The following is a 24,595-nucleotide window of genomic DNA, read 5'->3' on the forward strand; positions in this document are numbered from 1 at the left end:
CACCTCAGCGGATCAGCTGCTTGTTGAGGGCGCTGACCGCCGGGACCCAGCTGCATTCCCAGGCCGGGAACTTGTGTGTCGCGAAGCATCGGCGCGACTCCTCCATGATCCGGGCGACGTTCTGCAGGACCCAGGAGTTGAAGAGGTTCTTCGCGGTGGTGCTCAGGCCGATGGCGTCGGCGCGCACCACGGACAGGAGGCGGTCCAGGACGGGACCCCACGCCGCGTTGGCCGCCGCGGTGAGCGTCCGGCCCGAAAGATACGTCCACAGGCCGTCGGACAGGCCGGCCCAGATGGCCTGGGCGAAGGGCCGCCGGTCACATTCCGCGGCCTTGTAGCTGCTGCTGGCGAAGGCCACGAGAGCCCCGTATGCCGGTCCTTCAACCGGCGTCAGGACCTTGAACGAGTTGGCCACGGCGACGCAGAACCGGTAGCGCAGGGCGATGAGGTCCGGTCCGGAACGGTTTCCCTCGTACGTGCGCAGGTGGCTGACCTGGACGACCACCGTGTTGGAGACCGTGGCCCGCGTGGAGCCGGGAACCGTCGCGAGCACCCGCAGCGTCATTGAGCCGCCGGGGTTGTAGGCACGTGTGCTCAGGGCTGTGCGACCCGACGCGTTCGCCTTGACGTTCCGTACGGTGGCCCACGGCGCCGTGGCGTGTGCCCTGGTCTGCAGGGCCAGCATCGCATCGGCCCGGACCGGCTGAACGGTCGCGTAGAAGCGCACCTGGTCGGTCTCGACGACCGTTCTCTCCGTCGCCGTGAGTTCGACCTTGGTGACGGGTGCGGCCGAGGCGGCCGAGGCGCCGGACAGGCCGATCAGGCCGATCAGGCCGATCATCGTGGCGGCGCACAGAACGCGAATCATCGTTGCCTCTCCTGGCCTGCGGAATCCTGCCACGTTTACACACATTCGAGGCATTTCTCTGTTCGCCGAACTGAAGTCGCCGTCTATCACCGGTTCGGGTTCGCGAGAGCACCCCTGGCCATCCTTTTCGGCATGCAATATATTGCATGTCGCATGAAGAGTCGCTGATAGATCGATTCGTGTCGGCGAGGCCGGCGCACGGAAGGACGAGTTTCATGAGCATCACGGGTCAAGAGATCAAGAATGTCGTGCTGGTGCACGGGGCGTTCGCCGACGGTTCCGGCTGGCGCGGCGTGTACGACAACCTGACGGCCCGGGGCTACCGGGTCACGATCGTGCAGAATCCGCTGACCTCGCTGGAGAACGACGTCGCGGCCACCACCCGGGTGCTCAACCAGCAGGACGGCCCGGCGATCCTTGTCGGTCATTCCTGGGGCGGCACGGTCATCACCGAGGCCGGCGTGCATCCGAAGGTCGCCGGGCTGGTCTACGTGTCGGCGCTGGCCCCCGACGCGGGCGAGACCAGCGCCCAGCAGTACGAGGGTTTCGCCGCGACGCCCGACTTCGTCATCGACGTGGCCGAGGACGGATACGGCTTCCTCAACTCCGGCAAGTTCCAGGCCGGCTTCGCCGCGGACGTCAGCGACGCCGACGCCGCGTTCCTGCGTGACTCGCAGGTGCCCGTCAACATGGCGGTGTTCTCGGCCCCGGTGAAGAACGCCGCCTGGCGTGACAAGCCGAGCTGGGCGGTCATCGCGACCGACGACAAGGCGTTCGACCAGGCCATGCTGCAGCACATGGCCAAGCGCATCGGCGCGGAGGTCACCAACGTCCCGGCCAGCCACGCCCTGTTCGTGACCCAGGCCGGGGTCGTGGCTGACGTGATCGCGACCGCCGCCGAGAACGCCCTCACGACGGCGCGCTGACCGGGCCCGTCCGTACGCCTGGCCGCCGTCGGGTTCGGCTGGACCCTTCCCGAACAGCGCGCGGTACGTCCGAAGGCAGCGTCCTCGCCTGACAAAGGTGCGTCGCTTTGACTCTCGACCGTTATGCGATGTGGAATATGTTGTATGCCGGTTCCTGAGCGTGTGGGGGCGATTCCGCGATCCTTGCTGCGGGAGAACGCCTACCGTTCCATTCTTGATGCGATCGTCGACGGCACCCTGGCCCCGGGGGAGCGGCTCAACGATGCCGAGCTGGCGCAGTGGCTGGGGGTGAGCCGCACCCCGGTGCGCGAGGCGCTGACCCGGCTCGAGGAGACCGGGCTGGTGCAGACCAAGCCGGGCCGCTACACGATCGTCAGCCCGCTGGACGACCGCCTCGCCCGGGCCGTGCAGACGGTGACGGCCGCGATGCACGAACTCGCGGTCCGGGAGGCGGTGTCGCACCTGTCCACCGGCGAGATCGACGCCATGCGTGAGGCCAACGCCCGTTTCGCGGCGGCCCTGCAGGCCGACGACGTCGACGCGGCCATCGCCTCGGACGACGAGTTCCACGGCGTCGCGGTGCGGGTCTCGGGCAATCCCGTGGTCCGCGCGGTCATCGATCAGTACACGCCTGTGCTGCGGCGGCTGGAGCGGCTGCGTTTCTCGTCGCTCAACGGCCGTGCCTCGGTGGCGTTGCACGATCGCATCATCGCCATGTGCGAAGCCCGCGACGTGGAAGGGGCGGCGGCGGCCGCCCGGGACAACTGGCTGAGCCTCAACGAGGTCTTCGTGCTGGAGGCGAACGGCGGCCCGTCCGCGTAGGAAGGCGGTAGTGGTGACACGCCTTGACCCTCTCCCCGGGGGAGGCCGGACAGTCACGTCATGAACGAGACCAACCTCTCCTGGGACGAGTTGCCGGCCGCCATCACCACGTACCTGCCCGCGCACCAGGAGCATGACACCAAGACTGCGGTCGGTGCCTTCGCCGCCGACGCCGCGGTGACCGATGAGGGCCGCACCTATCGCGGCCGCGACCAGATCCTGGCCTGGGTCGACAAGTCGGCCGGCGAGTACACGTTCACCACCGACTTCGCCGGCGCCGCCCACGACGGCGAGTCACGGTGGGACGTGCTGCAGCATCTGGAAGGCGACTTCCCGGGCGGATCGGTCGACCTGCACTACCGGTTCACCCTCGACGGCGACCACATCACCCGGCTGGTGATCGAACCGTAGGCGCCGGAGGAAGGCCGGGTACGCGAACGTGCCCTGCTCGCGTCGTTGCGAGCAGGGCACGTCACGCCCCTCAGCAGTTGGCCAGGTGGTCGCCCGGGTCCGCGACACAGAAGTCGCTGCCGCTGTTCACGAACGGGCCACGGCCGTCGAGGGTGTCGTTGCCGCCGATGCCGTCCACCCCGTCCAGGCGGTCGTTGCCGAAGTCGCCGCGCACCGAGTCGGTGCCCGGGCCGCCGACCAGGGTGTCGTCTCCGAAGGCGCCGAAGATCTGGTCGTTGCCGCCGGCCCCGTTGATCATGTCGGCGCCGCCGCTGCCCGCCAGGAAGTCGTCGCCGGCCCCACCGTTGATCACTTCGCCGTCTTCGGAGCCGCCGAAGATGTGGTCGTTGCCGGCATCGCCGTTCAGGGTGTCGAAGCCGCCGCCGGCCGCCACGTCCCCGCCGTCGATGTTGTCGTCGCCGGCCCCGCCGAACACGGTGTCGTTCCCGCCGTTGGCGTTCAGGGTGTCGTTGCCGATGCCGCCGTCGATGGAGTCGTTGCCGGTGGGAGCGAACCCGCAGGACGGGCAGTCGCCGTTGATGAAGTCGTTGCCACCGCCGCCGCAGATGAAGTCGTTGCCCCCGTTTGCAAAGATGGTGTCCGCGCCCGAGCTGCCGACGATCACATCGGTGCCGGCCGTGCCCTGTACGGTGCCGCTGCCGGGTGCCACCACGATCGTGGCGGCCCGGCCGAAACAGGTCGCGGCGGCCGAGGCCGGCGCAGTGGCCACCACCGTGCCGAAGAGCACGGAGGCGCCGGTCAGGACCGCGGCGAAGAACAGCCGCGGAGCGATTCTGGTCATTGTTTTCCCCCCAGTTGGGCGACCTCGCGGTCGCTGATCTGCGGCCACTTTTCGCCGCGGGCAGCGTCCGGCGAAGCATCCCGACCGAATCCGACCGCCGAGGGGTGCGAAGTGTCCAGACACCGACAGTGACCGTGCGGTCCGCTCACTAGCCTTTGGCCATGCCGTTCGAGGATCCGCCCGATCCCGAATCCGCCCACACCCTCGACGCCCTGATCGAGCGGCTGCGGTTGCTGAAGACCTGGGCGGGCAACCCGTCGTACGAATGGATCAAAGACCAGGTCAACGCCGCCTGGCGGGCCGCCGGTCGACCGGCGGCCGAACGACCTGGCAAGACCACCGTCGTGGACTGCTTCCGGTCCGGGCGGCGCCGGCTCAACCCCGACCTGGTCCTCGCGGTGGTGCAGACCCTGCACCCGGATCTGGGGTACGTGACACGCTGGCGCCAGTCGCTCCGGGTGATCGGCGGGCGGCTCGAGGCGGCCACCCGGGTCCACGTCCAGGACACCCTGCCGCGGGAACTGCCCGGGTTCACCGGCCGGTTCGCCGAGCTGGACCAGCTGTCCTGCCGGGGACGCCACGGCGGTGCGGTGGTGATCGCCGGGATGGCCGGAATCGGCAAGACACAACTCGCCGTTCACGCCGGGCACCGGCTGCACCGTGAGAAGCCGTTCGACCAGGTGCTGTTCGTCAGCCTGCGCGGATTTCATCCCGACCCCGCGCAACCACCGGCCGACCCGTCCTCGGTCCTCGACGGCTTTCTGCGCCTGCTGGGCGTCGCCGGTCAGCAGATTCCCCACGACCTGCCCGCCCGGGCCGCCGCCTACCGCCGTCGTCTCGCCGGAACCCGCGCCCTGATCGTGCTGGACGACGCCGCCGACGCCGGCCAGGTCGGCCCGTTGCTGCCCGGCAGCCCGGACTGTGCCGTGCTGATCACCAGCCGGCGCGAGCTCACCGGCCTGAGCGGCGCCACCCACCTCGTGGTCGACGTGTTCACCCCGGGGGAGGCGGTCGCCTTCCTGACCGGCGTCGTGCCCCGGTGCCCGATCGGCGCCGATCCGGACGCGGCGGCCCGGATAGTCCGCCGGTGCGGCCGTCTGCCGATCGCGCTCGGCCTGGTCGGCGCCCACATCCGAGGGACATCCGGCTGGACTCTGACCGACCACGCCGACCGTCTGGACGAACGCCACCAGCAGCGGCGCCTGGACACCGACGTCGAAGTCGCCCTCGGGGTGTCCTACCAGCAGCTGCCCGCCGGTCAGCGACGGGTGCTGCGCCTGCTGTCGTTGCATCCCGGCCAGGACTTCGACGCGTACGCCGTCGCGGCTCTGGCCGGCATCGAGCCGCCCGCCGCCGACGCCCACCTGCGCCACCTGCACCGCGACCAGTTGCTGCAGCAGGCCACCGACATGAGGTACACGCTGCACGATCTGGTCCGCACCTACGCGTCCGGCCGAGCCAGTGACGAAGACTCACCGGCCGACCGCCGCGCCGCCCTGACCCGGCTGTTCGACTACTACCTGCACACCGCCCACGCCGCCGACCGGCTGCTCTACCCCCACCGTGAGCCGGCCGCCCTCGCCCCGGCGGCCGCCGGCTTGACGGTGGCCCCCCTGGCCGGCGTCGAAGCCGCCATGGCCTGGTTCACCGCCGAGCACGCGGCCCTGCTGGCGGTGGCCGGGCGGGCCGCGGCCGAAGGCTTCGACCGGCACACCGCGGGCCTGGCCTGGGCCCTGACCAACTTCCTCAACCTGCGCGGACACTGGCAGGACCAGATCACCGTGCAGAGCCATGCCCTCGCCGCCGCCCGCCGCCTCGACGACCGCTGCGAGCAGGCGCACATCCACCGCAACCTCGGCCGATCTCTCGACATGATCGGCGGCTACGACGACAGCCGGCCGCACTTCCTCGCCGCCCTGGCACTGTTCGCCGAGGTGGGTGACTTGGTGGGCACGGCCACGACCTACGTCAACCTGGCCCGGCAATGCGAGCGGCAGGGCCGGCACCGCGAGGCCCTCGGCCACGACCAGCACGCGCTCGGCCTGTTTCGGGCGGCCGGGAATCGGGCCGGCGAGGCCCGGGCGCTCAACAACGTCGGTGCCGAGCATGCCGAGCTCGGCGAGTATCCGCAGGCCCTGACCCACTGCCGGCAGGCCCTCGACCTGCACCACACCATCGGCAACCGTCACGGCGAGGCAACCGCCTGGGACAGCCTCGGGTTCGTGCACCACCGGCTCGGTCGGCCGAAGGCGGCGATCGACTGCTACGGGCACGCCCTGCGGCTGTACCGGGAAACCGGCGACCGGCCCAATGAGGCCCAGGCGCTGATCAACCTCGGCGACACCCACGAGTCGGCCGGTCATCACGCCGACGCCCACGCTGCCTGGCAGTCCGCGGTGGACATCCTCGACGAGCTGGGCCACGCCGACGGCGACCTGATCCGGATCCGCCTGACCGATTCGGCCTCCACCTGACCCGACCAGGAACCCGGCCCGGCTCGCTCGCTCAGGGTCCACTTTGTACCGGCAGAATCGGTACAGTGTCTAGATCGTTTCCCGACGTCGACAGGGGACATCGTGACTGAGCCAGATCCCGCGCCGGTGATCGACTCGTCGGTGCCGCATCCGGCGCGGCGCTACGACTACTGGCTGGGCGGCAAGGACAACTTCGCGGCCGATCGGGAGTCCGCGGACGCCATCGAGGCGAAGTTCCCCGGGATGCGCGCCGGCATCCGGGCCAACCGCGCTGTGCTGCGCCGGATGACCGAGTATCTCGCGGCCGAGGCCGGCATCCGGCAGTTCCTGGACATCGGCACCGGCCTGCCGACCGCCGACAACACGCACGAGGTGGCACAACGGTCGGCGCCGCAGACCCGGGTGCTGTACGTCGACAACGATCCTCTGGTCATGTCGCACGCCCGCGCGCTGCTGACCAGCAGCCCCGAGGGCGCCACCGACTACATCGAGGCCGACCTGCGCGATCCGCAAGCCATCCTGGACGCCGCGCGCAAGCGGCAGGTGCTCGATTTCTCCCAGCCGGTCGCGCTGATGCTGATCGCCGTGCTGCACTTCATCCCGCCCGGTCAAGGACAGGCCCAAGCGATCGTACGCACGTTGATCGACGCGCTTCCCTCCGGCAGCTATCTGGCCGCGACCCACTTCACGGTCGACTTCATGCCGGCCGAGGAGCAGGCCCGCTATCAGCAACTGCTCGATGCGGGCATCAGCGACATCTGGCCGCGGGACCGGGCCGCCTTCGCCGCCCTGTTCGACGGTCTCGAACTGGTCGGCCCCGGCATCGAACTGATCAGCCGGTGGCGTCCCGACGCCCAGGCCGACGACACCGACCCCAGCCGCATCAGCATCTATGGAGCCGTTGCCCGAAAGCCGTGACGCCGGCCGCGCCGTAACCGGGCCGCTTCAGGCGGGATCCGGCCCGGTCGTGCGTCGCCGGTCGCGCCAGGCCTCCTGTTTCGCGCGGTTGCCGCACAGGCGCATCGAACACCACTTGCCGCTGCCGGCCCGCGACGTGTCATAGAACGCCCAGCGGCACGAGTCCCGGGCGCACACCTTGAGCCGGGGCCAGGTGCCGGCGCTCATCGACTCGATCACCCGGAGAATCAGCTCGCCCAGGGCCCCGTCGACGCCGCCCGTCCGGGCCGTCGCACGCCAGTCGCGGTCCCGGGTGAAGGTCATCGCGATGCCGGCCCGGTGCGCGACCTCGTCGAGGACGGCCAGCACACCGGGAGGCAGGGCGGTCGCGTCGTGGTTGGCCGAGGCCGCCGTACGCAACGCCTCCCGGAACTCGCGCGCGCGGCGCAGCTCGTCGTCGCCGACCGGTCCGCCGTCGCGCAGGCCGGCCACGTCCAGCCACTGCCGCAGCCCTTCGGCGTCGTCGAACGCGTCGGTGCCGGCCTCGATGTCCAGGGTGTTGATGAACTGCCGCACCGGCTCCAGCCGGTCCGGGGCCGCCGTCGAGCCGGTTGACATGCGGCCATCGTAACCGAGTTGCCCATGAACCCGGTTAGCCATAACCTCCTTGAGCATGAAGGTGGTTACGAGAACGACCCCCGGCCGTACGCCGTCCGTCTGGTCCCACCCGAACTTCCGCCGGCTCTGGCGCGGATCGGCCGCCTCGACGCTGGGCAGCGAGGTCGCCGAGATCGCGCTGCCGCTGTTCGCCCTGGTCACCTTGTCGGCCACGGCGGCACAGGCGAGTGCCCTGCGGGTCGCCCAGTTCCTGCCGTTCCTGCTGGCCACCCTGCCGGTCGGGCTGATCGTCGACCGATACGAACACCGCCGTCTCGGCCTGATGATCGGGGCCGACGTGGGGCGGGCGCTGCTCGTCGTGCTGCTTCCCATCGCCGCCTGGACCGGCACGGCGGACATGCCGGTCCTCTATGTCGTGGTGTTCGCGGCCGCCGTGCTGACGGTCGTCTTCCAGGTCGCCGACTTCGCGATCCTGCCGCAGCTCGTCCCGCCGGACCAGCTCGTCGACGCCAACGGCAAGCTGGCCGCGACACAGTCCGCGTCCGAGATCGGCGGTCGCGGCGTCGGCGCTCTGCTCGTCCAGGCCCTGTCGGCGCCGTTCGCGCTGCTCCTCAACGCGGGCGGCTACCTGGTGTCGGCCATGTCGCTGAGCCGGATCCGCCTGCCGCGCCCCACCACGCCGCCGGTCGCCGATCAGCCCGCCGCCCGCACCCCGGCCTGGCGCCATCTGGTCCGCGGCCTGGGCTTCACGGTCCGCCACCGCTTCGTCCGGCCGCTGCTCGGCGAGGCCACCACCTTCAACCTCTTCAACGAGATCCTGATGCTCGGCCTGCTGCTGTACGCCGTCCGGGAAGCTCACCTGAGCCCGCTGGCGATCGGCGCCGTCTTCACCGCCGGCGGCCTCGGCTCGTTCGCCGGCGCCTGGTTCGGGGCCCGGTTGACCGGCCGCTTCGGCTACGGCCGGGTCCTGCTGGTAACCCTGGCCGCGGGCAACGGCGCCCCGCTGGGCCTGGCGCTGGCCGACCGGGCCGGTTCCGGGCTTCTCGCGTTGCTGTGTGGCATCTTTGTCGTCATGGGCATCGGCATCGGGATCGCCAACGTCCACGCCGTCAGCCTGCGCCAGGCCGCCACCCCCGAACCCCTGCGCGGCCAGGTCAACGCCGCCTACCGGCTGGTGTCCTGGGGTGCCATTCCGATCGGGGCCGCCGCCGGAGGCATCATCGCCACCCAGGCCGGCCCCTTCACGGCCATGGTGTCCGGTGCGGCCGGCGTCGCGGCCGCCACCCTGTGGGTGGCCTTCTCACCGATCCCGGGCCTGGGCAGCATCCACGACGCATGACCCGATCCGCTGAACCTGTCACCTGTTGTTGGTTCGCCGGGGGCCGGGTCGCCGGCCACGCGCGGGCCCTGAACCGCGGGAGCGGGTCGGTTGATCAGCCGGGGCGTCGAAGGCGCCGGGACTGGAGAACGTCACCGGAGGCGCCGCCGGCCGGGACGACATCGGTGGCGGCCACTGAGACGCCACGATCTGCGCCCCGGTGACCGGCAGCGCGGGGGAGACCCCGTCAAGCAACCGTTGCGCCACCGTGGCGTCGATCTCGAGGTCGGCGCTGATGCGAACTCCGGCGGCGGTCGCCAGGTCCACGACGTCGTCGATGGTGAACTCATCGACTCCGAGGGTGCTGAGCCGCCGGGCGAATTCCTGCGCATTGATCATCTGCAGCCACATCCCTGGGATTACTGTCGACCCAGCGTAACCGCTGCTGTGATCGGCTGTTCCGGAGCCCGCCACACACCGCCGGTGAGCTGCGTGCCCGGCCGGTCGGCGGCCCGGGCGACCGAGGGACGCGGTGGGCCCGCCGCACCCGGTGGCTGCCAGACTATGGCCAGACGTGTCGCGTTCCTCGAACATCCGGCCATTCCCCGTCGGCGCGAAACCGCGCGCGCCGGGAGGACAACCGATGCATCCGAGATTCGCCGAACTGGCCTGGGCCCCGACCCGCATCGGCGAGATCAGCCTGCGGCGGCGCTTCGACCCCACCCTCCAGACCGAGGTGTACGAGGTCAAGCTCGGCGACGAATACCTGATGTCCAGCCTGTTCACGGTGGCCGAGGAGGAGTTGGCCCGGCTCACCCTGGCCGCCCTGTCGCACGCCCCGCTCGAGGTCGTCGTCGGCGGTCTCGGCCTCGGCTACACCGCTCGCGCCGCTCTCGACGACGACCGGGTCACATCCCTGACGGTGGTCGAGGCCCTCGGCCCGGTGATCGACTGGCACCGCCAGGATCTCATCCCGCACGCCCGCGCCCTCACCGCTGACCCGCGCACGACGCTGCTCGAAGGCGACTTCTTCGGCCTGCTCCGCGACGGCGCCGGCTTCGACCCGGCCGCCCCCGGCCGCCGTTTCGACGCCATCCTGGTCGACATCGACCACTCACCGGTCAACGTCCTGGACCCCACCCACGCCGACCTCTACACCCCGGCCGGGCTGGCGCGGCTGGGCGACCGCCTGCACCCCGGCGGCGCCTTCGGTCTGTGGTCCGACGACGCCCCTGACGACGCCTTCCTCGCCGTCCTTCGGGAGTGCTTCGCCACCGCCACCGCCCACGTGGTGTCCTTCGCCAACCCGCTGACCGGCGGAACCTCGGCCAACACCGTCTACGTCGCCACCACCGCCCGCCGATCCTGATCCGCCCGGACTGTCATCTGTTCGTCATGGGCCCGCGCAGAGCGCGCCAACTCGGGCCGCGACGCTGGGCTCAGATGGCAGGCGGCGCAGGGAGGCACGGACATGTACCCGTTCTGGCCCTACTGGGATGGGCACACCGATCCTCCCGGTGACGACGAGGGCCGCGCCGGCACTGTCGACACCGTGCTGGCGCACCGGGTGGCGGAGCAGCTGTTACGGCCCCCGCTGCTGGAGAGCGGCCACCTCGTCGTCGATGTTCAGAACGGCGTGGTGATCCTGGCCGGCCGCCTGGACACGCAGGATGCCTGTGACGTCGCCGGGCAGCGGGCGTGGGCGACGCCCGGCGTGCGCGATGTGCTCAACCGTCTCACTGTGTCACCCGTACGGGGTCGGAAACGCCGTTAGAAGTCAGGCCAGGGCGGCCGCGCCGAACGACACCGAGAAGCGTTTGCACCAGATGCTGACGCTGCGGAAGTCGCCCGGATCGATGCCGGGGCGCAGCCGGTAGACCTGATTGCCGTGGTTGCCCTTGAGCCGTCCCAGTTCCGCGTAGGCGCCGTCGTCGAAGACGTGCCAGCCGGCGGCGTCCGGGCGAACCGGCCGGTCCGAGAGCCATACCCGCAGGTCGGGTCCGTCCGAGGTGTCGAGGCCGATCAGTTCCAGCTGATGGCTGCCGTCCGCGTTGCGCACCAGCCGGGCGGTGCCGGTGGTGTCGTGCTCATGGGTGACGAAGGTGCCTTGGGCGAGCACCGTCGCCGCCGGTGCGGGGATCTTCGCCGAGGACGCCGAGGTGCGCGGGGCGGCCGCGGAAGCGTCGACGGACAACGTGTCGGTCACGGTCGTGTTGGTGACGAGCCGCCACGGCTGGAACCAGTAGAGGACCCCGGCCGCGCCGAAGCCCACCAGCGCCACAACGATCCAGGTCAGGGGCTTCGAAAGCGGTCTCCGGTTCACGACTCCGAGCCAACCCGGGAATGGCCGGTCGCGCCAGATCGGGGCGCTTACCGTTCCCTTACGGAGGGCGAGGGCGTACCCGCGGCGGTGTCCGCCACGCCGATATAGCCGGACTCTCGTTGGATAAATAAGGGCGGTTCGGGCATTCGGGGCGCCAAGCGGAGCGGCGGGGCGTCCACCACTCCTGACGGGTTCGCGGATCCGCTCAAGTGGAGGCGGCCGGGTGCCGATCGGGGAGGCGGCCGCGTCACGCGGTGGGTGGCGGGTTGCTTCAATGGTGTTCGCTCAGGTCTGCGGCAGTGGGTGCGGAGGGAAAGGTGGCGGCGACGATGACGACACTGCGGGTGCCGTTCGCGCACGATTCGGCCGCCGGTCCACTCCGCCGCGACGTCCGGGACCTGCTGGCGCCGTCGTGCCCGGCCGACTACGTCGAGGACGTCCTGGTCGTGGTGTCGGAGCTGGTGCAGAACGTCTCCCAGCACACCACCGGAGGCGGCGAGCTGGTGCTGACGGTCGGCGAGCGGGTGGTCGAAGTGGAGGTTCACGACGATGATCCGGTGCTGCCGAGGCCCCAACCGCCCGACGGGCGCCGCGTGGGCGGGCGGGGCTTGCTGCTGGTGGCCGGGCTGACCAACGAGTGGGGCGCACGTGCGACCCCGCGCGGCAAGGTCGTATGGGCCCGGCTCGCTCTCCTACCGTCCGCCGTGGCCGCCTGAACTTCGCGTCAGCACGTCGAGCAGACCGGTGACCTCGAGAACCCGGCGTACGCCTCCGGACGCGTTGACGACCACGAACTGCTTGCCCTGATCCTGCGCCCCGTTGTGCGCGGCCACCAGGCTCCCCAGGGCCGAGGAATCGATGAAGCCGACGTCACCGAGGTCGGCTTGCACCAGCGCTGTCCCCGGTCGGCCGATCTCGTCGAGCAGCAGCTCGCGAAGGTCGTCACAAGCCGAGACGTCAAGCTCCCCGGCCAGCGCGACGATCACCTGATCGTCGCGCTGGACGACGCTGTGCCGCCAGATCGGCGATGCTCCCACGAAGGGGCTCCCTGTCGCTAGGTAATGCTGGGCCAAAACGGTTTCGCAGTTCGCGAAGAGCGTACGCCGCCATGACGGTGAGGTATTCGCCGACTCGTCCGGGAAGGCCTTGAGCACCTGTCGAGGCGAGGGATTCTCATGCCTACGTTTAGGACATAAACGTCTGTTACGGCACCCGCCCGCACCGTTCCGGATCGTCGGCCCACGGGCCGTTCTACCAGCTACGCGACGACCAAAAGCACAAGAAGAAAGGCCGACCGGCGGCCTCCCGGGAGCGGTGAGTTTATGTGATAAACTTTGATCGGCCGGACTGCTCTCGCCCGAGTTCCTCGCGGTGGCACTCTCCGCCCGTTTGGCGTCCGTTTCGCCGGGTATTCATGCTCAGTGAGTAGTGCGGACACGGTGAGTAGTGCAGACACGCGATTGACTGCCCGGCGGACGATGATTGTCATCGGGCTGGTCGTGGCCACTCTTCTTCTTTATCGCCTGATTCAGGCGACCAGCCAGGTGCTGACCTGGATCGTGGTGGCCATGTTCTTCGCGATCGCGTTGAATCCGGCCGTCACCTGGGTGCAGCGCCGAGCCGCGTTCGGCAAGCGCTGGCTGGCCACGCTGCTGGTCTTCCTCGTCGCTCTCGTCCTCATCGGCGCGCTGGTCACGCTGTTCGTCGTCCCGCTGATCCGGGAGGGCAGCCAGGTGGTGGCCGACTTCCCCAAGATCATCGAGGACGCGCGGGCCGGTCGCGGCCCGGTGGGCGGGCTCATCGAGCGGTTCAACCTGCTCCAGTACGCGCAGAATCACGCCGACCAGTTCCGGGAGTACGCGGGCCGGCTCGGCGCGCCCACGATCGCCGTCCTGCGTGGCGCGGCGACCAGTGTGGCCGGCATCGTGACCATCTTCGTGCTCGCCTATCTCATGGTCCTGGAGGCGCCGAAGGTCGTCACCGGCTTCCTCGCCCTGTTCGACGAGCGGCGCGGTCGGCGAATCCGCCGGGTCGGCCATGACTGCGCCAGAACGATCACCGGCTATATCACCGGCAACCTTCTGATCAGCGCGATCTGCGGCAGCCTCACGTTCGTCGTGCTCGCGATCCTGGGGGTCCCGTACGCCGGTCTGATCGCGCTCTTCGTCGGGCTGGCCGACCTGATCCCGCTGGTCGGCGCCACGCTGGGCGCGGTCATCGCCACGCTGGCCGCCTTCGTCCAGTCGACCACCGCGGGCATCGTCGTCATCGTCTTCTTCGTGCTCTACCAGCAGGTGGAGAACCACCTGCTGCAGCCGCTGATCTTCGCGCGGACCGTCAAAATCAACCCGTTGACCGTGCTGATCGCGATCCTCATCGCGGTCGAGCTGGCCGGCATTCTCGGTGCGCTGCTGGCCATCCCGGTCGCCGGCATCCTCCAGATCATCGCCCGCGACATCTGGGACACCCGTCGCGGCCGGCTCAAGTCCGAGCCGACCGTCGGCGCGGACGAGACGCCGGTCGACTCCGCGGCGCCGGAAGGGGAGAGCGGCCGTTGATTCGTGCGTTGATCCGGCCTGCCGGTGGTCAGGCGGGGTTGCGCACGCGGCGAAGCCGATCGGTCGGAACGCCGGCCGCCACGATCCGGTCTGCCATCACTGCGGACGAGTGTTCGAGGAAGCCGTCGTGAGTGTCGGGCTATCCCTCGGCCGGGCCGCGGTGACGGGTCAGTTCGAGTTCGATGAACGCGCCGATCATCGCGCGCCAGACCGCCTCGGCCACGGCGGCGTCGAGTCCGGCGGTGGTGGCCTGGGCGCGGACGGCGGCGATGACCCGGTCGACCCGATCGGGCGCTCGCACGGCGTGTTCGTCGAGTTTGAAGCGGGCCGCCGCCTCGACCAGCTTCTGGCGGCGGGCCAGCAGTGAGACCAGCTGGGTGTCAAGGTCGTCGATGCGGGAACGGACGTCAGCAAGCGATTCGGGTTCGGACACGTTCGAGTCCCTTCGGATCGGCAACTATCCTGTGAGCGTTAACGACAGAACCTACTCTGATCGGGAGCGCTCCCACGCACTGTGCAAACGCCACTGCGTCCAGGTCAGACCCTCACCAAAGCATTTCCCCTACGACTTGCGCGTCCGGCCTCAGATGTTACGTTCACAATCATGTACGTCGATATGAGTCGATCCCTGGCGGCCGTGGCCGGCGTTGCGTGCCTCCTGGTGCCGGGCGCCTCGGCCGCCGCCGAACCGGACACTGCGCCGGGAGCGCCGCCCGGCGTGTGCGAGGCTGCCGCTCCGGCCGAGCCGCCCCTTCCCGGGACCACGTTGACCGCCCCGCGGGTCCAGGGTGGATTCTCCTTCCTCGAAGGTCCCGTGTGGATCGATCGGCCGGGCTATCTGCTCGTGTCCGATATGCGCCCGGCGGCCGGCGCCCAGCAGGTCCAGCCTTCGACGATCCACCGGCTGACCCCGGGCGCTCCGGCCGAGACTTTTGTGGCCGCCTCCGGCAGCAACGGCCTGGCGCTCAGCCCGGACGGGCAGCGGATCGTCGCGGCGACGCACGACAACCGCGCCGTCTCCGAGTTCCGGCTGTCCGACGCCACCCGGACGGTGGTCGCGGCCACGTTCGAGGGCCGGGCGTTCAACTCGCCGAACGACGTCACGGTCCGCGCCGACGGAGTCGTCTACTTCACCGACCCCAACTTCCAGCGCGGGCGCCGGGCCGACGAGATGCGCGGCCGGACCGGGGTGTTCCGGGTCGTGAACGGCCAGGTGGCCCTCGTCGACGACACCGTGCGCCAGCCCAACGGCATCGCCCTGTCGCCCGACGGCCGCACCTTGTACGTCGGCGCGTACGGGGAGAACCGCATTTACGCGTACGCCGTCCGGCCCGACGGCAGCACCGGCGCGCGCACCGTCTTCGCCGGCATCGGCAGCCCGGACGGGGTGACGGTGGACTGCGCGGGCAACGTCTACTGGGTCTCGCACAACGAGGGCCGGGTGCACGTGTTCTCCCCGTCCGGCGCCGAACTCGGCACGATCACGGCCGGCCCGGAGGCCACCAACGCGGCGTTCGGCGGTCCCGACCGGCGCACCCTCTACATCACGGCCGGCCGGACCGGCGACTACGGGATCTCCGCCATCTCGCTCGGCGTGCCCGGTTACCCGTACTGACGCTGCTGTTTCCCGACGCCCGGAGAAAGGTGCTTCCCATGCGTGCTGTAGCGCTGCTGCTGCTCCTGCCGGCACTCATCGCGGCCGACACCACGCCGCCGACCGCCCCGGCCGAGCTGGACGCCGGCGCCCTCACCTGCGACTCGGTCCGGCTGAGCTGGTCGGCCGCCACCGATGACGTCGGCGTGGACGCCTACGACGTCTACCACGACGGTCAGCTCGTGACCTCGGTGCCGGGGACCACGACCTCGGCGACGCTGCCGGTGGTCGGCGGGGTCACCTGGGGCTGGTACGTCAATGCCCGGGACCGGGCCGGGAACGTCTCGCAGGCCGGCCCCACGGTGCCGGTCACGCCACCCTTCTGCGAGGCAGACGACGAGGCGCCGGCCGCCCCGACCGGGCTGACCGGCACCACGAGCGGGACCACGGCCACCCTGTCCTGGCGGGCGGCCACCGACAACGTGGCGGTGACCGCGTACGTGGTGTACCGCGGTGGCACGGCGATCGGCACCGTCACCGGCTCGGCCGCCGTCCCGCCGGCGACCTCGTTCACCGACAGCGGGCTGCGCCCGGGCACCACCTACCGGTACGCCGTGGTGGCCCGCGACGCCCAGGGCAACACCTCGGCGCGCAGCGCGTCGTTCACCGTCACCACCGGGGCGAGCTGCACCAACCCGGTGTGCGGCACCACCCAGGTGACCACCGAGCGGGATCTGCCGTGGGGTCTGGTGCAGGCGCCCGACGGCACTGTCCTCTACGGCCGGCGGGACGTCTTCGACATCATCGCGATGGATCCGGACGGCGGGAACAAGCACAGCATCGGCACCGTGCCCGGCGTGCAGGGCACCAACGGCGAGGGCGGCGTGCTCGGGCTGGCGATCGGACCGGACTTCGCCGCCGACCGGTGGTTGTACATCTATCACACCAGCGCGACCGACAACCGGATCGTGCGGATCCGCTACGACGAGACGCTGCGCACCGACACCCTCGAGGTTCTGCTCACCGGGATTCCCCGCAACAAGTACCACAACGGCGGGCGGCTCCGGTTCGGTCCGGACGGCATGTTGTACGCCGCGGCCGGCGACGGTCAGGACCCCGACCAGGCCCAGGATCTGGGCAACCTCGGCGGCAAGGTGCTGCGGCTGAGGCCGGACGGCGGGGTGCCCGCCGACAACCCGTTCGCCGGCAGCTACGTCTGGAGCTACGGGCACCGCAACCCGCAGGGGCTGGCGTTCGACTCGCAGGGCCGGCTCTGGGAGCAGGAGTTCGGCAACAACGTCATGGACGAGACGAACATCGTGGTGAAGGGCGGCAACTACGGGTGGCCGGCGTGCGAGGGCACCACCGGTGACTGCGCCGGAGCCGGTCTGGTGGCGCCCGTCCGGACCTACCCGGTTGCGGCCGGCTCCTGCAGCGGCATCGCGATCGTCCGGGACGTGCTCTACATCGCGTGCCTGCGCGGCGCCCGCCTCTACCGCGCGGTGATCAGCGGGGACACCCTCACCGACGTCCAGCAGTACTTCGTCGGCACGTACGGCCGGCTCCGGACGGTCGAACCGTCGATCGACGGCAACCTGTGGCTGACCACCAGCAGCGGCGGCGACAAGGACAGCGTGCCCAGCAACAGCAACGAACGAATCCTGAAGGTCACCCTCGGCCCGTGAGCGCGCGCGGAAGGGGCGGCCGCCTGGTCGGCGGCCGCCCCCGGTCGTTTGCCGGTCAGCGGTGGGCCTTGAGCCAGCCCTGGATCTCGGTGACGACCTGCCGGTCCGGGTCGCCGAACTCGGGCTGGAACTTCGGGGTGATGTTCATGGTGTGCGACATGCCCGGGTAGATGACGAGCTTGTGGTCCGGGTTGCCGGCCGCGGCGACGGCGGCGTCGGCCACGATCGCGGCGCGCGCCGGGGTCTGGATGTCGTTCTCGCCGTTGAGCATCAGGGTCGGGCCGGAGAACTTGGGCAGGGCCTGGGCCACGGTCGGGAAGCGGGCGAAGTCCTTGGCGTAGCTGATCGTGTAGTCGTCCAGGTCCGGCAGGTTCGGGTAGAGGTCGATGTTGGTCAGCTTACGGAAGACCGGGCCCGCTTCGGCGTCGATCGCGATCCGGCCGTCACGGTTGCGGTCGGTCGTCGCCCGCACCTTCCGGCCGTCGAGCAGGACGGACCGGAACTGGTCGGCGACCTCCTTGGGCTGCCCGATCAGGCCGTTGGCCGCCTCGGCCCGGGTCAGCTGCCCGTCGCCGTCGACGTCGAACTCGTCGTGCAGCTCGGCCAGCAGCCGGCCGTAGATCTGGAACGTCAGCAACTGCCTGATGGGCAGGCCGACGACGCCCATCTCGACCACTCCGGCCGGCTTGGGAATGTCGAACTTGGCCGGGGCGGCGGCGAGGTTGGCGGCCACGTTGGTGCCTTCGCTGTGGCCGAGCAGGAAGATCTTCGACGGGTCCACCTTGTCGGAGCGGGCGGCGAACCGCACCACCGCGGCGGCGTCCTGCTGGATCCGGGCGTACGGGTTCTTCGGCAGCAGCTGGGCCGGGTCGGTGCTCTCCACCGGCCCGATGTCGGTCACGCCCCGCTTGTTGAACCGCAGGGTCGCGAACCCTTCCCGGCCGGCCGCCTGGGCCAGCGGGATGAAGGTCGCTCCCTTGCCGTCCGGCAGCGTCTGGTTCATGTCGTTGTGGCCGCTGCCGTGCAGGAAGATGACCAGCGGCAGGCGGCCGGTTGCGTTGGCCGGATAGGTGAGCTCGGCCTTGGTGACCCAGCCCTGGCCGAAGTCGATGCTCACCTGCTCGCGGGTGATGCCTTCCCAGCCGGACTGCCCGGCCGCGGCGACGGCCCGGGTTCCGCCGGTGCCGGCGTTTGCGGTGACGTCGGCGTGGGCGACTCCGACACCCGCGGCGAGGATGGCGGCGGTGGTCAGACCGACCGTCACGTTGCGGTACTTCTTCGTCGTGGTCATGTAAAAAATCTATTTGCCGGCCGTCGCTTGATCGATCCGGCTAACTGCCCTCTTGGGGGTACAGCAGGCTGTACCCCCAAGAGGTCCGGCTATTGGAACGAGGCGTCGTCGATGGTGAGGTTGTCGGTTCCCGCGGCGGTCTCGACGTAGAAGAGCGCCCGGGACAGCGTCCCGCTCCAGGTGGGGGTCGCGGTGCCGGACAGCAGTGTCCAGCCGTTCGCATTCACCGTCGCGGCCGGCGTGAGCTGGAGATAACTGGTGGTGCCGCCGGCCGTCAGGGCCAGGGTGGCCTTGGCGCTGGGTGCGCCACCCTGGCTACGGACCCACACGGCGGCCGTGTAGGCCCGGCCGCTGGTGATCCGGGAGGTCACGTCCTGGGCCGGGCCGTTCCACGCTCCGGTGCGGCCGGTGATCGTGAGAGCGCGGGTGCCGCTGCGCACGGTGCCGGTGTCGGCGGCGAGCGTGCCGCTGCCGTTCACCTGCCAGCTCGCCGTGCCGTCCTCCATGCCGGGGTTACCGAGCAGGTTCCCGCCGGTGGTGCCGCCGCCGAACTGCCACCAGTTCACGTTGAACAGGTAGCCGCTGCCGCCGGTGAACCTCAGGTAGAGATCCTGAGTGCCGGTCAGGCCGGTCGTCGCGCACGAGACCGAGGTCCAGGCCTGCCAGCCGCCGGTGCCGGGCACGGTGCAGGTTCCGGCCAGGGCGCCGGTGGGGCTTCCGGTACGCACCTCGAGGCGCCCGCCGCTGGTGGCCGACGCGACCCGGGCGGTGAACGAGGTGGCGCCACCGCCGAACGCGACGCCCTTGACCTTGACGTAGTCGCCGTTCTCGAGGTTGGCGATGTTCATCCCGCCCTCGGACGACGGTTCGGTCTCGACCCCCGAACTCCAGGCGATGGTCTCACCCTCCTGCCGGGCGTACGGGTTGAGCGTGCCGTTCTGCGGGGCCCCGCCGGTGGTCATGGTCATCGCCGGGATGGTGCCGTCGGCGTTGTAGGTGAACTTCTCGACGGCCACCGAGCGCGTGTAGCCGCCCCCGCCGGGCAGCGCACCGTTGTGGTAGAAGAAGTACGACCCGCCGTTGAAGTCGATGACTCCGGGGTGGTTGGTGAAGCTGCTGCCCTGGGTGGGCATGACGGTGCCGCGATAGGTCCACGGGCCGGTCGGTCCCGGCGCCGTCGAATAGCCGATGAACTCGGAGCAGCATTTCGCGGCGAAGACGTTGTAGTAGACGCCGTTGCGCTTGTAGACCCAGGGCCCTTCCTCGTACAGCGTCGGGCGGCTGGTGTTGCCGGAGCGGGCGCCGAAACCGGCCGTGGTGAGCGGGATCTGGTTCACGCCACCGCTGAAGCTGATCATGTCGCTGTTCAGCCGGACGTACCACAGGTTCGGGTTGCCCCAGTAGAGATAGGCCTGGCCGTCGTCGTCGATGAAGACGGTCGGGTCGATCTCGCCGTTCTCGGCCAGGGGCCGCCCGATGGCGTCGGTGAAGGGCCCGGTCGGGCTGCTCGAGACGCCCACGCCGATGGCCATCCGACCGGTGGCCCGGTTCTTGACCGGGACGTACCAGTAGAACTTCCCGTTGCGGCTGACGACCTGGCCGGCCCATGCGTCGGCGCTGGCCCAGCTGAACGTGGCCACGCTCATCGGGGAACCGTGGTCGGTCCAGTTCACCATGTCGGCCGACGAGTACACCCGCCATTCCTTCATCGTGAAGTAGGTCGAGTTGTCCTCGTCGTGGCCGGTGTACAGATACACCCGGCCGTTGTGGACCAGCGGCGCCGGGTCGGCGGTGTAGATGGTCTGCACGATCGGGTTGTCGGCCCGGGCCGGTCCGGCGAAGGCGGGCAGCGCCAGCGCGCAGAGCGCCGCGACGACCGAGGCGAGGACGCGCCGCAACAGCGCGCTCATCGCCGGGTCCACTGCTGGTTGGCCGCGCCCGTGCAGGTCCACAGCAGGGTCAGGGTGCCGTTGGCGGTCTGGTTGTTGTTGACGTCCAGGCACAGGTTGGACTGGTTGTTGCGGACCGTGCCGTTGGTCTGGGTCCATTGCTGGTTGGTGCCGCCGTTGCAGTCCCACAACTGCACCTTGGTCCCGGCGGTGGCGTTAGTCGGAGAGTCGAGGCACTTGCCCAGCGACTGCAGGGTCTGCCCGGAGATGGTCCACTTCTGGTTCGCGGCGTTGCTGCAGTCCCAGATGACCGGCTGGGTGCCGTTGGCGGTGTTGCTGTTCGGCACGTCGAGGCAGCGCCCGGACGAGGTGCTGACCAGGCTGGCCGACGCCGGTGTCTGCGGGTCGCCGGTGGTGCCGCCGCTGACCCGGTAGACGGCCGTGCCGTGGGCGGGAACGCTCGCGCTGATCGTGCCGCTGGTGGTGGTCGTGGAGCCGGTCCAGGCGTCGGCCAGGGAGTACGACGACGCTCCGCTCTTCCCGATCGCCGCGGCCGTGGTGGAGATCGTACGGGTGGCGTTGGTCTGATTGAACAAAGCGACCGCGACGTCACCGTTGGACAGGCGTTTGGCCAGTACGCGCTGGTTGGCGTCGCCCGCGACCTGGGCGCCCTGCCGGCCGAGGGTGTCCTGGTTGATGGTGATCAGCCGCGGGTTCTTCAGGATCGTCTGGGTGGCCGCGGACATGCTGCGGATGTCGTTGCCGGCGATCAGCGGGGCCGCCATGATCGCCCACATCGCGAAGTGCGATCGCTGCTCGGTGTCGCTCAGCGTGCCCCGGCCGACCTCCATCATGTCCGGGTCGTTGAAGCCGCCCGGCTTCGCATACCCGGCCAGCGGCACGTTGACGTCGATGATGTTCTGCACGCCCATCGGATAGCCGTTGACCTGGTCGGTCTTCCAGACCAGCTGGATGTCCTCGGTGGTGCGCCAGATGTTGGCCACATCGCCCCAGTCGCGCTGGGGGCCGGTCTTCGAGTGGATGCTGTTCGAGTTGATGCTGTAGAGGATCGGCCGGCCGGTGGCGGCCAGCGCGTCACGCATCTTGGCGAACGTGGCGACCTGCTCGCTGATGGTGCCGCTGGGGGAGCACCAGTCGTACTTGAGGTAGTCGACGCCCCAGGCCGCGAACTGCCGGGCGTCCTGCGCCTCGTGGCCCTGGCTGCCGGTCGCGCCCGGGTAGGAGCCGAAATACTGCGCGCAGGTCTTGTCCAGCGGGGCCTGATAGATGCCGAACTTCAGGCCCTTGCCGTGGATGTAGTCACCGAGCGCCTTCATGCCGCTGGGGAAGCGGGTCGGGTCGGCCTGCAGGTTGCCGCTCGAATCACGGTTGGGGTTCATCCAGCAGTCGTCGACCACCACGTACTGGTAGCCGGCGTCGCGCATGCCGGTGCTGACGATGCTGTCCGCCATTCCCCGGATCAGCGACTCGCTGATGTTGCAGCCGAACGTGTTCCAGCTGTTCCAGCCCATCGGCGGCGTCCGGCCCACCCCGTTGTCCAGGGCCTGCGCCGGCGAGGCGGTGGCGACGAACATGGTGCCCGACAGCAGCAGCAGTCCTGCCGCGAGCATGGTCTTGAGGCGTCTCATGGCTTATCGACCGGTCCAGACTTGGTTGGCGGCGGCGGTGCAGGTCCACAGCTGGACCAGGCTGCCGGCGGCGGTGGCGTTGGCGGCGACGTCCAGGCACAGGCCGGACGCGACGTTGCTGATGGTGCCGTTGGCGTTGCGGTTCCAGCGCTGATTGGCCGCCCCGGAGCAGTCCCAGAGCTGTGCCTTGGCGCCGGCGGTGGCGTTGGTCGGTGAGTCGAGGCATTTGCCCAGGGCCTGCAGTGTCTGGCCGGAGGCGGTCCACTTCTGGTTGGCGGCGCCGTTGCAGTCCCAGATGACCGGCTGGGTGCCGTTGGCGCTGTTGCCGCCGGGCACGTCCAGGCAACGCCCCGAGCCGGCGCCGACCAGGGCGCCGCCGGTGGGGGTGGGGGTGCCGGTCGTCTCGCCGATGGTGCCGGGGACCGAACGCAGCGCGGCGTACCAGACCGCGGCCATCTTGTCGTAGCCGCCCGCGGTGGGATGGATGCCGTCGATCAGGTCCGCGGTGGTCAGCGCGGCGTGCATGTCGACCAGGTGGACCCGCTTGCCGCTGTTCACCTTGTTCTGCACGATGCCGGGAAGCGCGGCGTTGAAGGTGCGTGCGGCGGCCTCCTGGCCGGCCGAGGCCAGCGGGATGAGCGTGGCCACGAAGACGTCGGCGGCGGGGGCGGCCGCGGTGATGTGGTCGATCAGGGTCGAGAGCCGGCTCGGCGCGGATCCGACGTTGTAGTTCTGCAGGATGTCGTTGGTGCCGATGTGCAGCAGCACGGTCCGGGGGCCGGCGGTGGTCAGCCAGCGCGTGATGTTGGCGTCGATCTGGTCGATCCGCCATCCCGGATGGCCCTGGTGGTCATGGTCGCCGAGAGCGGCCGGCCCGTTGAACTGGGTGCCGACGAAGTCGACCCGGTAACCGGCGCCGGCCAGTCGCTGCCAGAGCCCGATGCGGTAGCCGCCGGGCACTTGCGTCCCCTCGGTGATCGAATCGCCCAGCGGCATGACCCGGACCCCGCCGTTCGACTCGGCCGCGGCGGCGGGGGTGGGGGCGGCCGCACCGGTCAGCGAGAGTCCGAGGGCCAGGGCCGCGGCGAGAATCCAGCTTCTTCGTTTGTGCATAGGGTGCTCCTCTTGCGGCGGCCACCGAATCGTCGCGGCGGACCAGGCGGGGGATGAAGTGAACGTTAACAGCCTGTTTCGTCACATTGCCAGAATGCGGCTGGACATTCAAGAGTGAGAATGGGGCAGGCGAGTTTTCCATCAGAAGCAAGCAAACTGAGGGGTAGAAAACTGTTACGCCGTGGGGCCGTCAATAGCCGCGAAAAGAGCCGGTAATCCTTCTTGACACCTGTCGATAACTGACTGACGCTGGGGGCCTTCCTTCCTGTCCTCACGAGCAGGAAGTGATCGTGGTGACTCCCCTGGCGGCACGGCCCGAGTCGTAAGCCGCTGACCGCAGATGTGAGCGTTAACTAGAAGGAGCGGCGATGAGCGCAATCCGGAGAAGGCCCGGCCGTCGTCTGCCGATGGCCGTCGTCCTGACTCTGCTGGCCGGTCTGGCGACAGCGATCGCGGGCGCCACCCCGGCCTCGGCGGCGACCATCGACACCAATGCCTCGTACGTGCTGGTCAATCGCAACAGCGGCAAAGCCCTGGACGTGTACAACCTGGCCACGAACGACGGGGCCCGGATCACCCAGTGGTCGCGCAACGACGGCGCCCAGCAGCAATGGCAGTTCGTCGACTCCGGTGGCGGGTTCTACCGGCTGAAGTCGCGGCTGTCCGGCAAGGTACTCGATGTGTCGAACGCGTCCACCGCCGACGGTGGCGCCATCGTGCAATGGAGCGACAACAACGCCGCCAATCAGCAGTTCAGCATTCAGGACATCGACGGCTACATCCAGCTGATCAACCGCAACAGCGGCAAGGCGGTCGAGGTGCAGGGCGCCTCCACTGCCGACGGCGGCAACATCGTCCAGTACGCCGACTGGAACGGCACCAACCAGCAGTGGCAACTCGTGCCGGTCGGATCGGATCCGCCCCCGCAGACCGGGACCTTCACCAATCCGGTGGTGTGGCAGGACTTCGCCGACGGCGACATCATCCGGGTCGGGGACGCCTACTACTACTCGGCGTCGACCATGCACTACTCACCCGGCGCGCCCATCCTGCGCTCCTACGACCTCGTGAACTGGGAGTTCGCCGGGCACTCAGTACCGCGCCTGGACTTCGACTCCAACGCCTACGACCTCAACGGCTCCCGCGCGTACGTGAAAGGCATCTGGGCCTCGGCGTTCAACTACCGGCCGGCCAACAGCAACTACTACTGGCTGGGCTGCACTGAATTCAACCGCACCTACGTCTACACCTCCACGGCGGTCGGCAGCGGCTGGTCCAAGAAAGCCCGGATCAACAAGTGCTACTACGACGCCGGGCT

24 protein-coding genes are annotated in these 24,595 nt (G+C 69.7%); 13 read left to right on the forward strand and 11 right to left on the reverse strand.

The features are described 5' to 3' along the window. Nucleotides 1–4: 4 nt before the first annotated feature. Nucleotides 5–868: a hypothetical protein gene (locus ACZ3I4_RS21720; protein WP_465383786.1), complete on the reverse strand. Its 864-nt coding sequence runs from the start codon at nt 866–868 to the stop codon at nt 5–7. Nucleotides 869–1,083: 215 nt separating this feature from the next. On the opposite strand from ACZ3I4_RS21720, the gene ACZ3I4_RS21725 reads away from it, so the two are divergent. The 3 genes from ACZ3I4_RS21725 (at nt 1,084) to ACZ3I4_RS21735 (ending at nt 3,027) form a co-directional block, all read left to right on the forward strand. Beyond that, a complete protein-coding gene (locus ACZ3I4_RS21725) occupies nt 1,084–1,794 on the forward strand; it encodes an alpha/beta fold hydrolase (protein WP_465383787.1) in 711 nt (236 codons plus the stop codon). Nucleotides 1,795–1,938: 144 nt separating this feature from the next. After that, nucleotides 1,939–2,616: a GntR family transcriptional regulator gene (locus ACZ3I4_RS21730; RefSeq protein ID WP_465383788.1), complete on the forward strand. Its 678-nt coding sequence runs from the start codon at nt 1,939–1,941 to the stop codon at nt 2,614–2,616. 60 nt (nt 2,617–2,676) lie between these two features. Next, nucleotides 2,677–3,027, forward strand: coding sequence for a nuclear transport factor 2 family protein (locus ACZ3I4_RS21735; protein WP_465383789.1), 351 nt, complete (start codon nt 2,677–2,679; stop codon nt 3,025–3,027). A 70-nt stretch (nt 3,028–3,097) separates the two neighbouring features. Here ACZ3I4_RS21735 and ACZ3I4_RS21740 read toward each other — a convergent pair whose 3' ends face one another. After that, complete coding sequence (locus ACZ3I4_RS21740) at nt 3,098–3,868, reverse strand: calcium-binding protein (protein ID WP_465383790.1); 771 nt, start codon at nt 3,866–3,868, stop codon at nt 3,098–3,100. Nucleotides 3,869–4,029: 161 nt separating this feature from the next. Between ACZ3I4_RS21740 and ACZ3I4_RS21745 the strand changes: the two genes are divergently transcribed. Both ACZ3I4_RS21745 and ACZ3I4_RS21750 read left to right on the forward strand, forming a co-directional pair. Further along, complete coding sequence (locus ACZ3I4_RS21745) at nt 4,030–6,342, forward strand: tetratricopeptide repeat protein (protein ID WP_465383791.1); 2,313 nt, start codon at nt 4,030–4,032, stop codon at nt 6,340–6,342. Between the two features lie 102 nt (nt 6,343–6,444). Then, nucleotides 6,445–7,260, forward strand: coding sequence for an SAM-dependent methyltransferase (locus ACZ3I4_RS21750; protein WP_465383792.1), 816 nt, complete (start codon nt 6,445–6,447; stop codon nt 7,258–7,260). Between the two features lie 27 nt (nt 7,261–7,287). Here ACZ3I4_RS21750 and ACZ3I4_RS21755 read toward each other — a convergent pair whose 3' ends face one another. Beyond that, the gene (locus ACZ3I4_RS21755) at nt 7,288–7,857 is read right to left on the reverse strand and encodes a CGNR zinc finger domain-containing protein (RefSeq protein WP_465383793.1); all 570 of its coding nucleotides are present in this window, start codon (nt 7,855–7,857) and stop codon (nt 7,288–7,290) included. Nucleotides 7,858–7,912: 55 nt separating this feature from the next. On the opposite strand from ACZ3I4_RS21755, the gene ACZ3I4_RS21760 reads away from it, so the two are divergent. After that, nucleotides 7,913–9,196, forward strand: a complete 1,284-nt coding sequence (locus ACZ3I4_RS21760; RefSeq protein WP_465383794.1) for an MFS transporter — start codon at nt 7,913–7,915, stop codon at nt 9,194–9,196. A gap of 18 nt (nt 9,197–9,214) precedes the next feature. Here ACZ3I4_RS21760 and ACZ3I4_RS21765 read toward each other — a convergent pair whose 3' ends face one another. After that, a complete protein-coding gene (locus ACZ3I4_RS21765) occupies nt 9,215–9,574 on the reverse strand; it encodes a hypothetical protein (RefSeq protein ID WP_465383795.1) in 360 nt (119 codons plus the stop codon). A gap of 244 nt (nt 9,575–9,818) precedes the next feature. Between ACZ3I4_RS21765 and ACZ3I4_RS21770 the strand changes: the two genes are divergently transcribed. Together ACZ3I4_RS21770 and ACZ3I4_RS21775 are read left to right on the forward strand one after the other, a co-directional pair. Next, nucleotides 9,819–10,544 (forward strand): polyamine aminopropyltransferase, encoded by a 726-nt coding sequence (locus tag ACZ3I4_RS21770; RefSeq protein ID WP_465383796.1) that lies wholly within the window; start codon nt 9,819–9,821, stop codon nt 10,542–10,544. Between the two features lie 102 nt (nt 10,545–10,646). Next, nucleotides 10,647–10,949, forward strand: a complete 303-nt coding sequence (locus ACZ3I4_RS21775) for a BON domain-containing protein (protein ID WP_465383797.1) — start codon at nt 10,647–10,649, stop codon at nt 10,947–10,949. Nucleotides 10,950–10,952: 3 nt separating this feature from the next. Here the strand turns inward: ACZ3I4_RS21775 and ACZ3I4_RS21780 are convergent, their stop codons facing one another. After that, nucleotides 10,953–11,498: a DM13 domain-containing protein gene (locus tag ACZ3I4_RS21780; RefSeq protein WP_465383798.1), complete on the reverse strand. Its 546-nt coding sequence runs from the start codon at nt 11,496–11,498 to the stop codon at nt 10,953–10,955. Nucleotides 11,499–11,827: 329 nt separating this feature from the next. Here ACZ3I4_RS21780 and ACZ3I4_RS21785 point away from each other — a divergent pair, with 329 nt between their 5' ends. Continuing rightward, complete coding sequence (locus ACZ3I4_RS21785; RefSeq protein WP_465383799.1) at nt 11,828–12,214, forward strand: ATP-binding protein; 387 nt, start codon at nt 11,828–11,830, stop codon at nt 12,212–12,214. Here ACZ3I4_RS21785 and ACZ3I4_RS21790 read toward each other — a convergent pair. Continuing rightward, complete coding sequence (locus tag ACZ3I4_RS21790; protein ID WP_465383800.1) at nt 12,191–12,535, reverse strand: STAS domain-containing protein; 345 nt, start codon at nt 12,533–12,535, stop codon at nt 12,191–12,193. The genes ACZ3I4_RS21785 and ACZ3I4_RS21790 overlap by 24 nt on opposite strands. A gap of 441 nt (nt 12,536–12,976) precedes the next feature. Between ACZ3I4_RS21790 and ACZ3I4_RS21795 the strand changes: the two genes are divergently transcribed. Further along, complete coding sequence (locus ACZ3I4_RS21795) at nt 12,977–14,056, forward strand: AI-2E family transporter (protein ID WP_465383801.1); 1,080 nt, start codon at nt 12,977–12,979, stop codon at nt 14,054–14,056. 139 nt (nt 14,057–14,195) lie between these two features. Here the strand turns inward: ACZ3I4_RS21795 and ACZ3I4_RS21800 are convergent, their stop codons facing one another. Beyond that, nucleotides 14,196–14,489 carry a chorismate mutase gene (locus ACZ3I4_RS21800; protein ID WP_465383802.1) on the reverse strand — a complete coding sequence of 98 codons (294 nt, stop codon included), beginning with the start codon at nt 14,487–14,489 and terminating at the stop codon, nt 14,196–14,198. A 183-nt stretch (nt 14,490–14,672) separates the two neighbouring features. Here ACZ3I4_RS21800 and ACZ3I4_RS21805 point away from each other — a divergent pair, with 183 nt between their 5' ends. Together ACZ3I4_RS21805 and ACZ3I4_RS21810 are read left to right on the forward strand one after the other, a co-directional pair. After that, complete coding sequence (locus tag ACZ3I4_RS21805; protein ID WP_465383803.1) at nt 14,673–15,671, forward strand: SMP-30/gluconolactonase/LRE family protein; 999 nt, start codon at nt 14,673–14,675, stop codon at nt 15,669–15,671. Nucleotides 15,672–15,709: 38 nt separating this feature from the next. Beyond that, the gene (locus tag ACZ3I4_RS21810; RefSeq protein ID WP_465383804.1) at nt 15,710–17,335 is read left to right on the forward strand and encodes a PQQ-dependent sugar dehydrogenase; all 1,626 of its coding nucleotides are present in this window, start codon (nt 15,710–15,712) and stop codon (nt 17,333–17,335) included. Nucleotides 17,336–17,390: 55 nt separating this feature from the next. Here the strand turns inward: ACZ3I4_RS21810 and ACZ3I4_RS21815 are convergent, their stop codons facing one another. The 4 genes from ACZ3I4_RS21815 to ACZ3I4_RS21830 form a co-directional block, all read right to left on the reverse strand. Next, on the reverse strand, nt 17,391–18,626 hold the full coding sequence (locus ACZ3I4_RS21815) for an alpha/beta hydrolase (RefSeq protein ID WP_465383805.1): 1,236 nt from the start codon (nt 18,624–18,626) through the stop codon (nt 17,391–17,393). A gap of 89 nt (nt 18,627–18,715) precedes the next feature. After that, nucleotides 18,716–20,536: a family 43 glycosylhydrolase gene (locus tag ACZ3I4_RS21820; RefSeq protein WP_465383806.1), complete on the reverse strand. Its 1,821-nt coding sequence runs from the start codon at nt 20,534–20,536 to the stop codon at nt 18,716–18,718. Then, nucleotides 20,533–22,146 carry a glycoside hydrolase family 27 protein gene (locus ACZ3I4_RS21825; protein ID WP_465383815.1) on the reverse strand — a complete coding sequence of 538 codons (1,614 nt, stop codon included), beginning with the start codon at nt 22,144–22,146 and terminating at the stop codon, nt 20,533–20,535. Before ACZ3I4_RS21825 ends, ACZ3I4_RS21820 begins: the two co-directional genes overlap by 4 nt. Nucleotides 22,147–22,167: 21 nt before the next feature. After that, nucleotides 22,168–23,277: a ricin-type beta-trefoil lectin domain protein gene (locus ACZ3I4_RS21830; RefSeq protein WP_465383807.1), complete on the reverse strand. Its 1,110-nt coding sequence runs from the start codon at nt 23,275–23,277 to the stop codon at nt 22,168–22,170. Between the two features lie 368 nt (nt 23,278–23,645). On the opposite strand from ACZ3I4_RS21830, the gene ACZ3I4_RS21835 reads away from it, so the two are divergent. Continuing rightward, the coding region (locus ACZ3I4_RS21835; RefSeq protein WP_465383808.1) for an RICIN domain-containing protein at nt 23,646–24,595 on the forward strand (950 nt) is incomplete at its 3' end.

The organism is Actinoplanes sp. NPDC021490, from assembly GCF_055562135.1.

Excerpts from the sequence above, each read along its gene's own strand:
- ACZ3I4_RS21720 (WP_465383786.1), bottom strand. The coding sequence starts at position 868 with ATGATTCGCGTTCTGTGCGCCGCCACGATGATCGGCCTGATCGGCCTG.
- ACZ3I4_RS21725 (WP_465383787.1), top strand. The coding sequence starts at position 1,084 with ATGAGCATCACGGGTCAAGAGATCAAGAATGTCGTGCTGGTGCACGGG.
- ACZ3I4_RS21730 (WP_465383788.1), top strand. The coding sequence starts at position 1,939 with ATGCCGGTTCCTGAGCGTGTGGGGGCGATTCCGCGATCCTTGCTGCGG.
- ACZ3I4_RS21735 (WP_465383789.1), top strand. The coding sequence starts at position 2,677 with ATGAACGAGACCAACCTCTCCTGGGACGAGTTGCCGGCCGCCATCACC.
- ACZ3I4_RS21740 (WP_465383790.1), bottom strand. The coding sequence starts at position 3,868 with ATGACCAGAATCGCTCCGCGGCTGTTCTTCGCCGCGGTCCTGACCGGC.
- ACZ3I4_RS21745 (WP_465383791.1), top strand. The coding sequence starts at position 4,030 with ATGCCGTTCGAGGATCCGCCCGATCCCGAATCCGCCCACACCCTCGAC.
- ACZ3I4_RS21755 (WP_465383793.1), bottom strand. The coding sequence starts at position 7,857 with ATGTCAACCGGCTCGACGGCGGCCCCGGACCGGCTGGAGCCGGTGCGG.
- ACZ3I4_RS21760 (WP_465383794.1), top strand. The coding sequence starts at position 7,913 with ATGAAGGTGGTTACGAGAACGACCCCCGGCCGTACGCCGTCCGTCTGG.
- ACZ3I4_RS21765 (WP_465383795.1), bottom strand. The coding sequence starts at position 9,574 with ATGATCAATGCGCAGGAATTCGCCCGGCGGCTCAGCACCCTCGGAGTC.
- ACZ3I4_RS21770 (WP_465383796.1), top strand. The coding sequence starts at position 9,819 with ATGCATCCGAGATTCGCCGAACTGGCCTGGGCCCCGACCCGCATCGGC.
- ACZ3I4_RS21775 (WP_465383797.1), top strand. The coding sequence starts at position 10,647 with ATGTACCCGTTCTGGCCCTACTGGGATGGGCACACCGATCCTCCCGGT.
- ACZ3I4_RS21785 (WP_465383799.1), top strand. The coding sequence starts at position 11,828 with ATGACGACACTGCGGGTGCCGTTCGCGCACGATTCGGCCGCCGGTCCA.
- ACZ3I4_RS21795 (WP_465383801.1), top strand. The coding sequence starts at position 12,977 with ATGATTGTCATCGGGCTGGTCGTGGCCACTCTTCTTCTTTATCGCCTG.
- ACZ3I4_RS21805 (WP_465383803.1), top strand. The coding sequence starts at position 14,673 with ATGAGTCGATCCCTGGCGGCCGTGGCCGGCGTTGCGTGCCTCCTGGTG.
- ACZ3I4_RS21810 (WP_465383804.1), top strand. The coding sequence starts at position 15,710 with ATGCGTGCTGTAGCGCTGCTGCTGCTCCTGCCGGCACTCATCGCGGCC.
- ACZ3I4_RS21815 (WP_465383805.1), bottom strand. The coding sequence starts at position 18,626 with ATGACCACGACGAAGAAGTACCGCAACGTGACGGTCGGTCTGACCACC.
- ACZ3I4_RS21820 (WP_465383806.1), bottom strand. The coding sequence starts at position 20,536 with ATGAGCGCGCTGTTGCGGCGCGTCCTCGCCTCGGTCGTCGCGGCGCTC.
- ACZ3I4_RS21825 (WP_465383815.1), bottom strand. The coding sequence starts at position 22,146 with ATGCTCGCGGCAGGACTGCTGCTGCTGTCGGGCACCATGTTCGTCGCC.
- ACZ3I4_RS21830 (WP_465383807.1), bottom strand. The coding sequence starts at position 23,277 with ATGCACAAACGAAGAAGCTGGATTCTCGCCGCGGCCCTGGCCCTCGGA.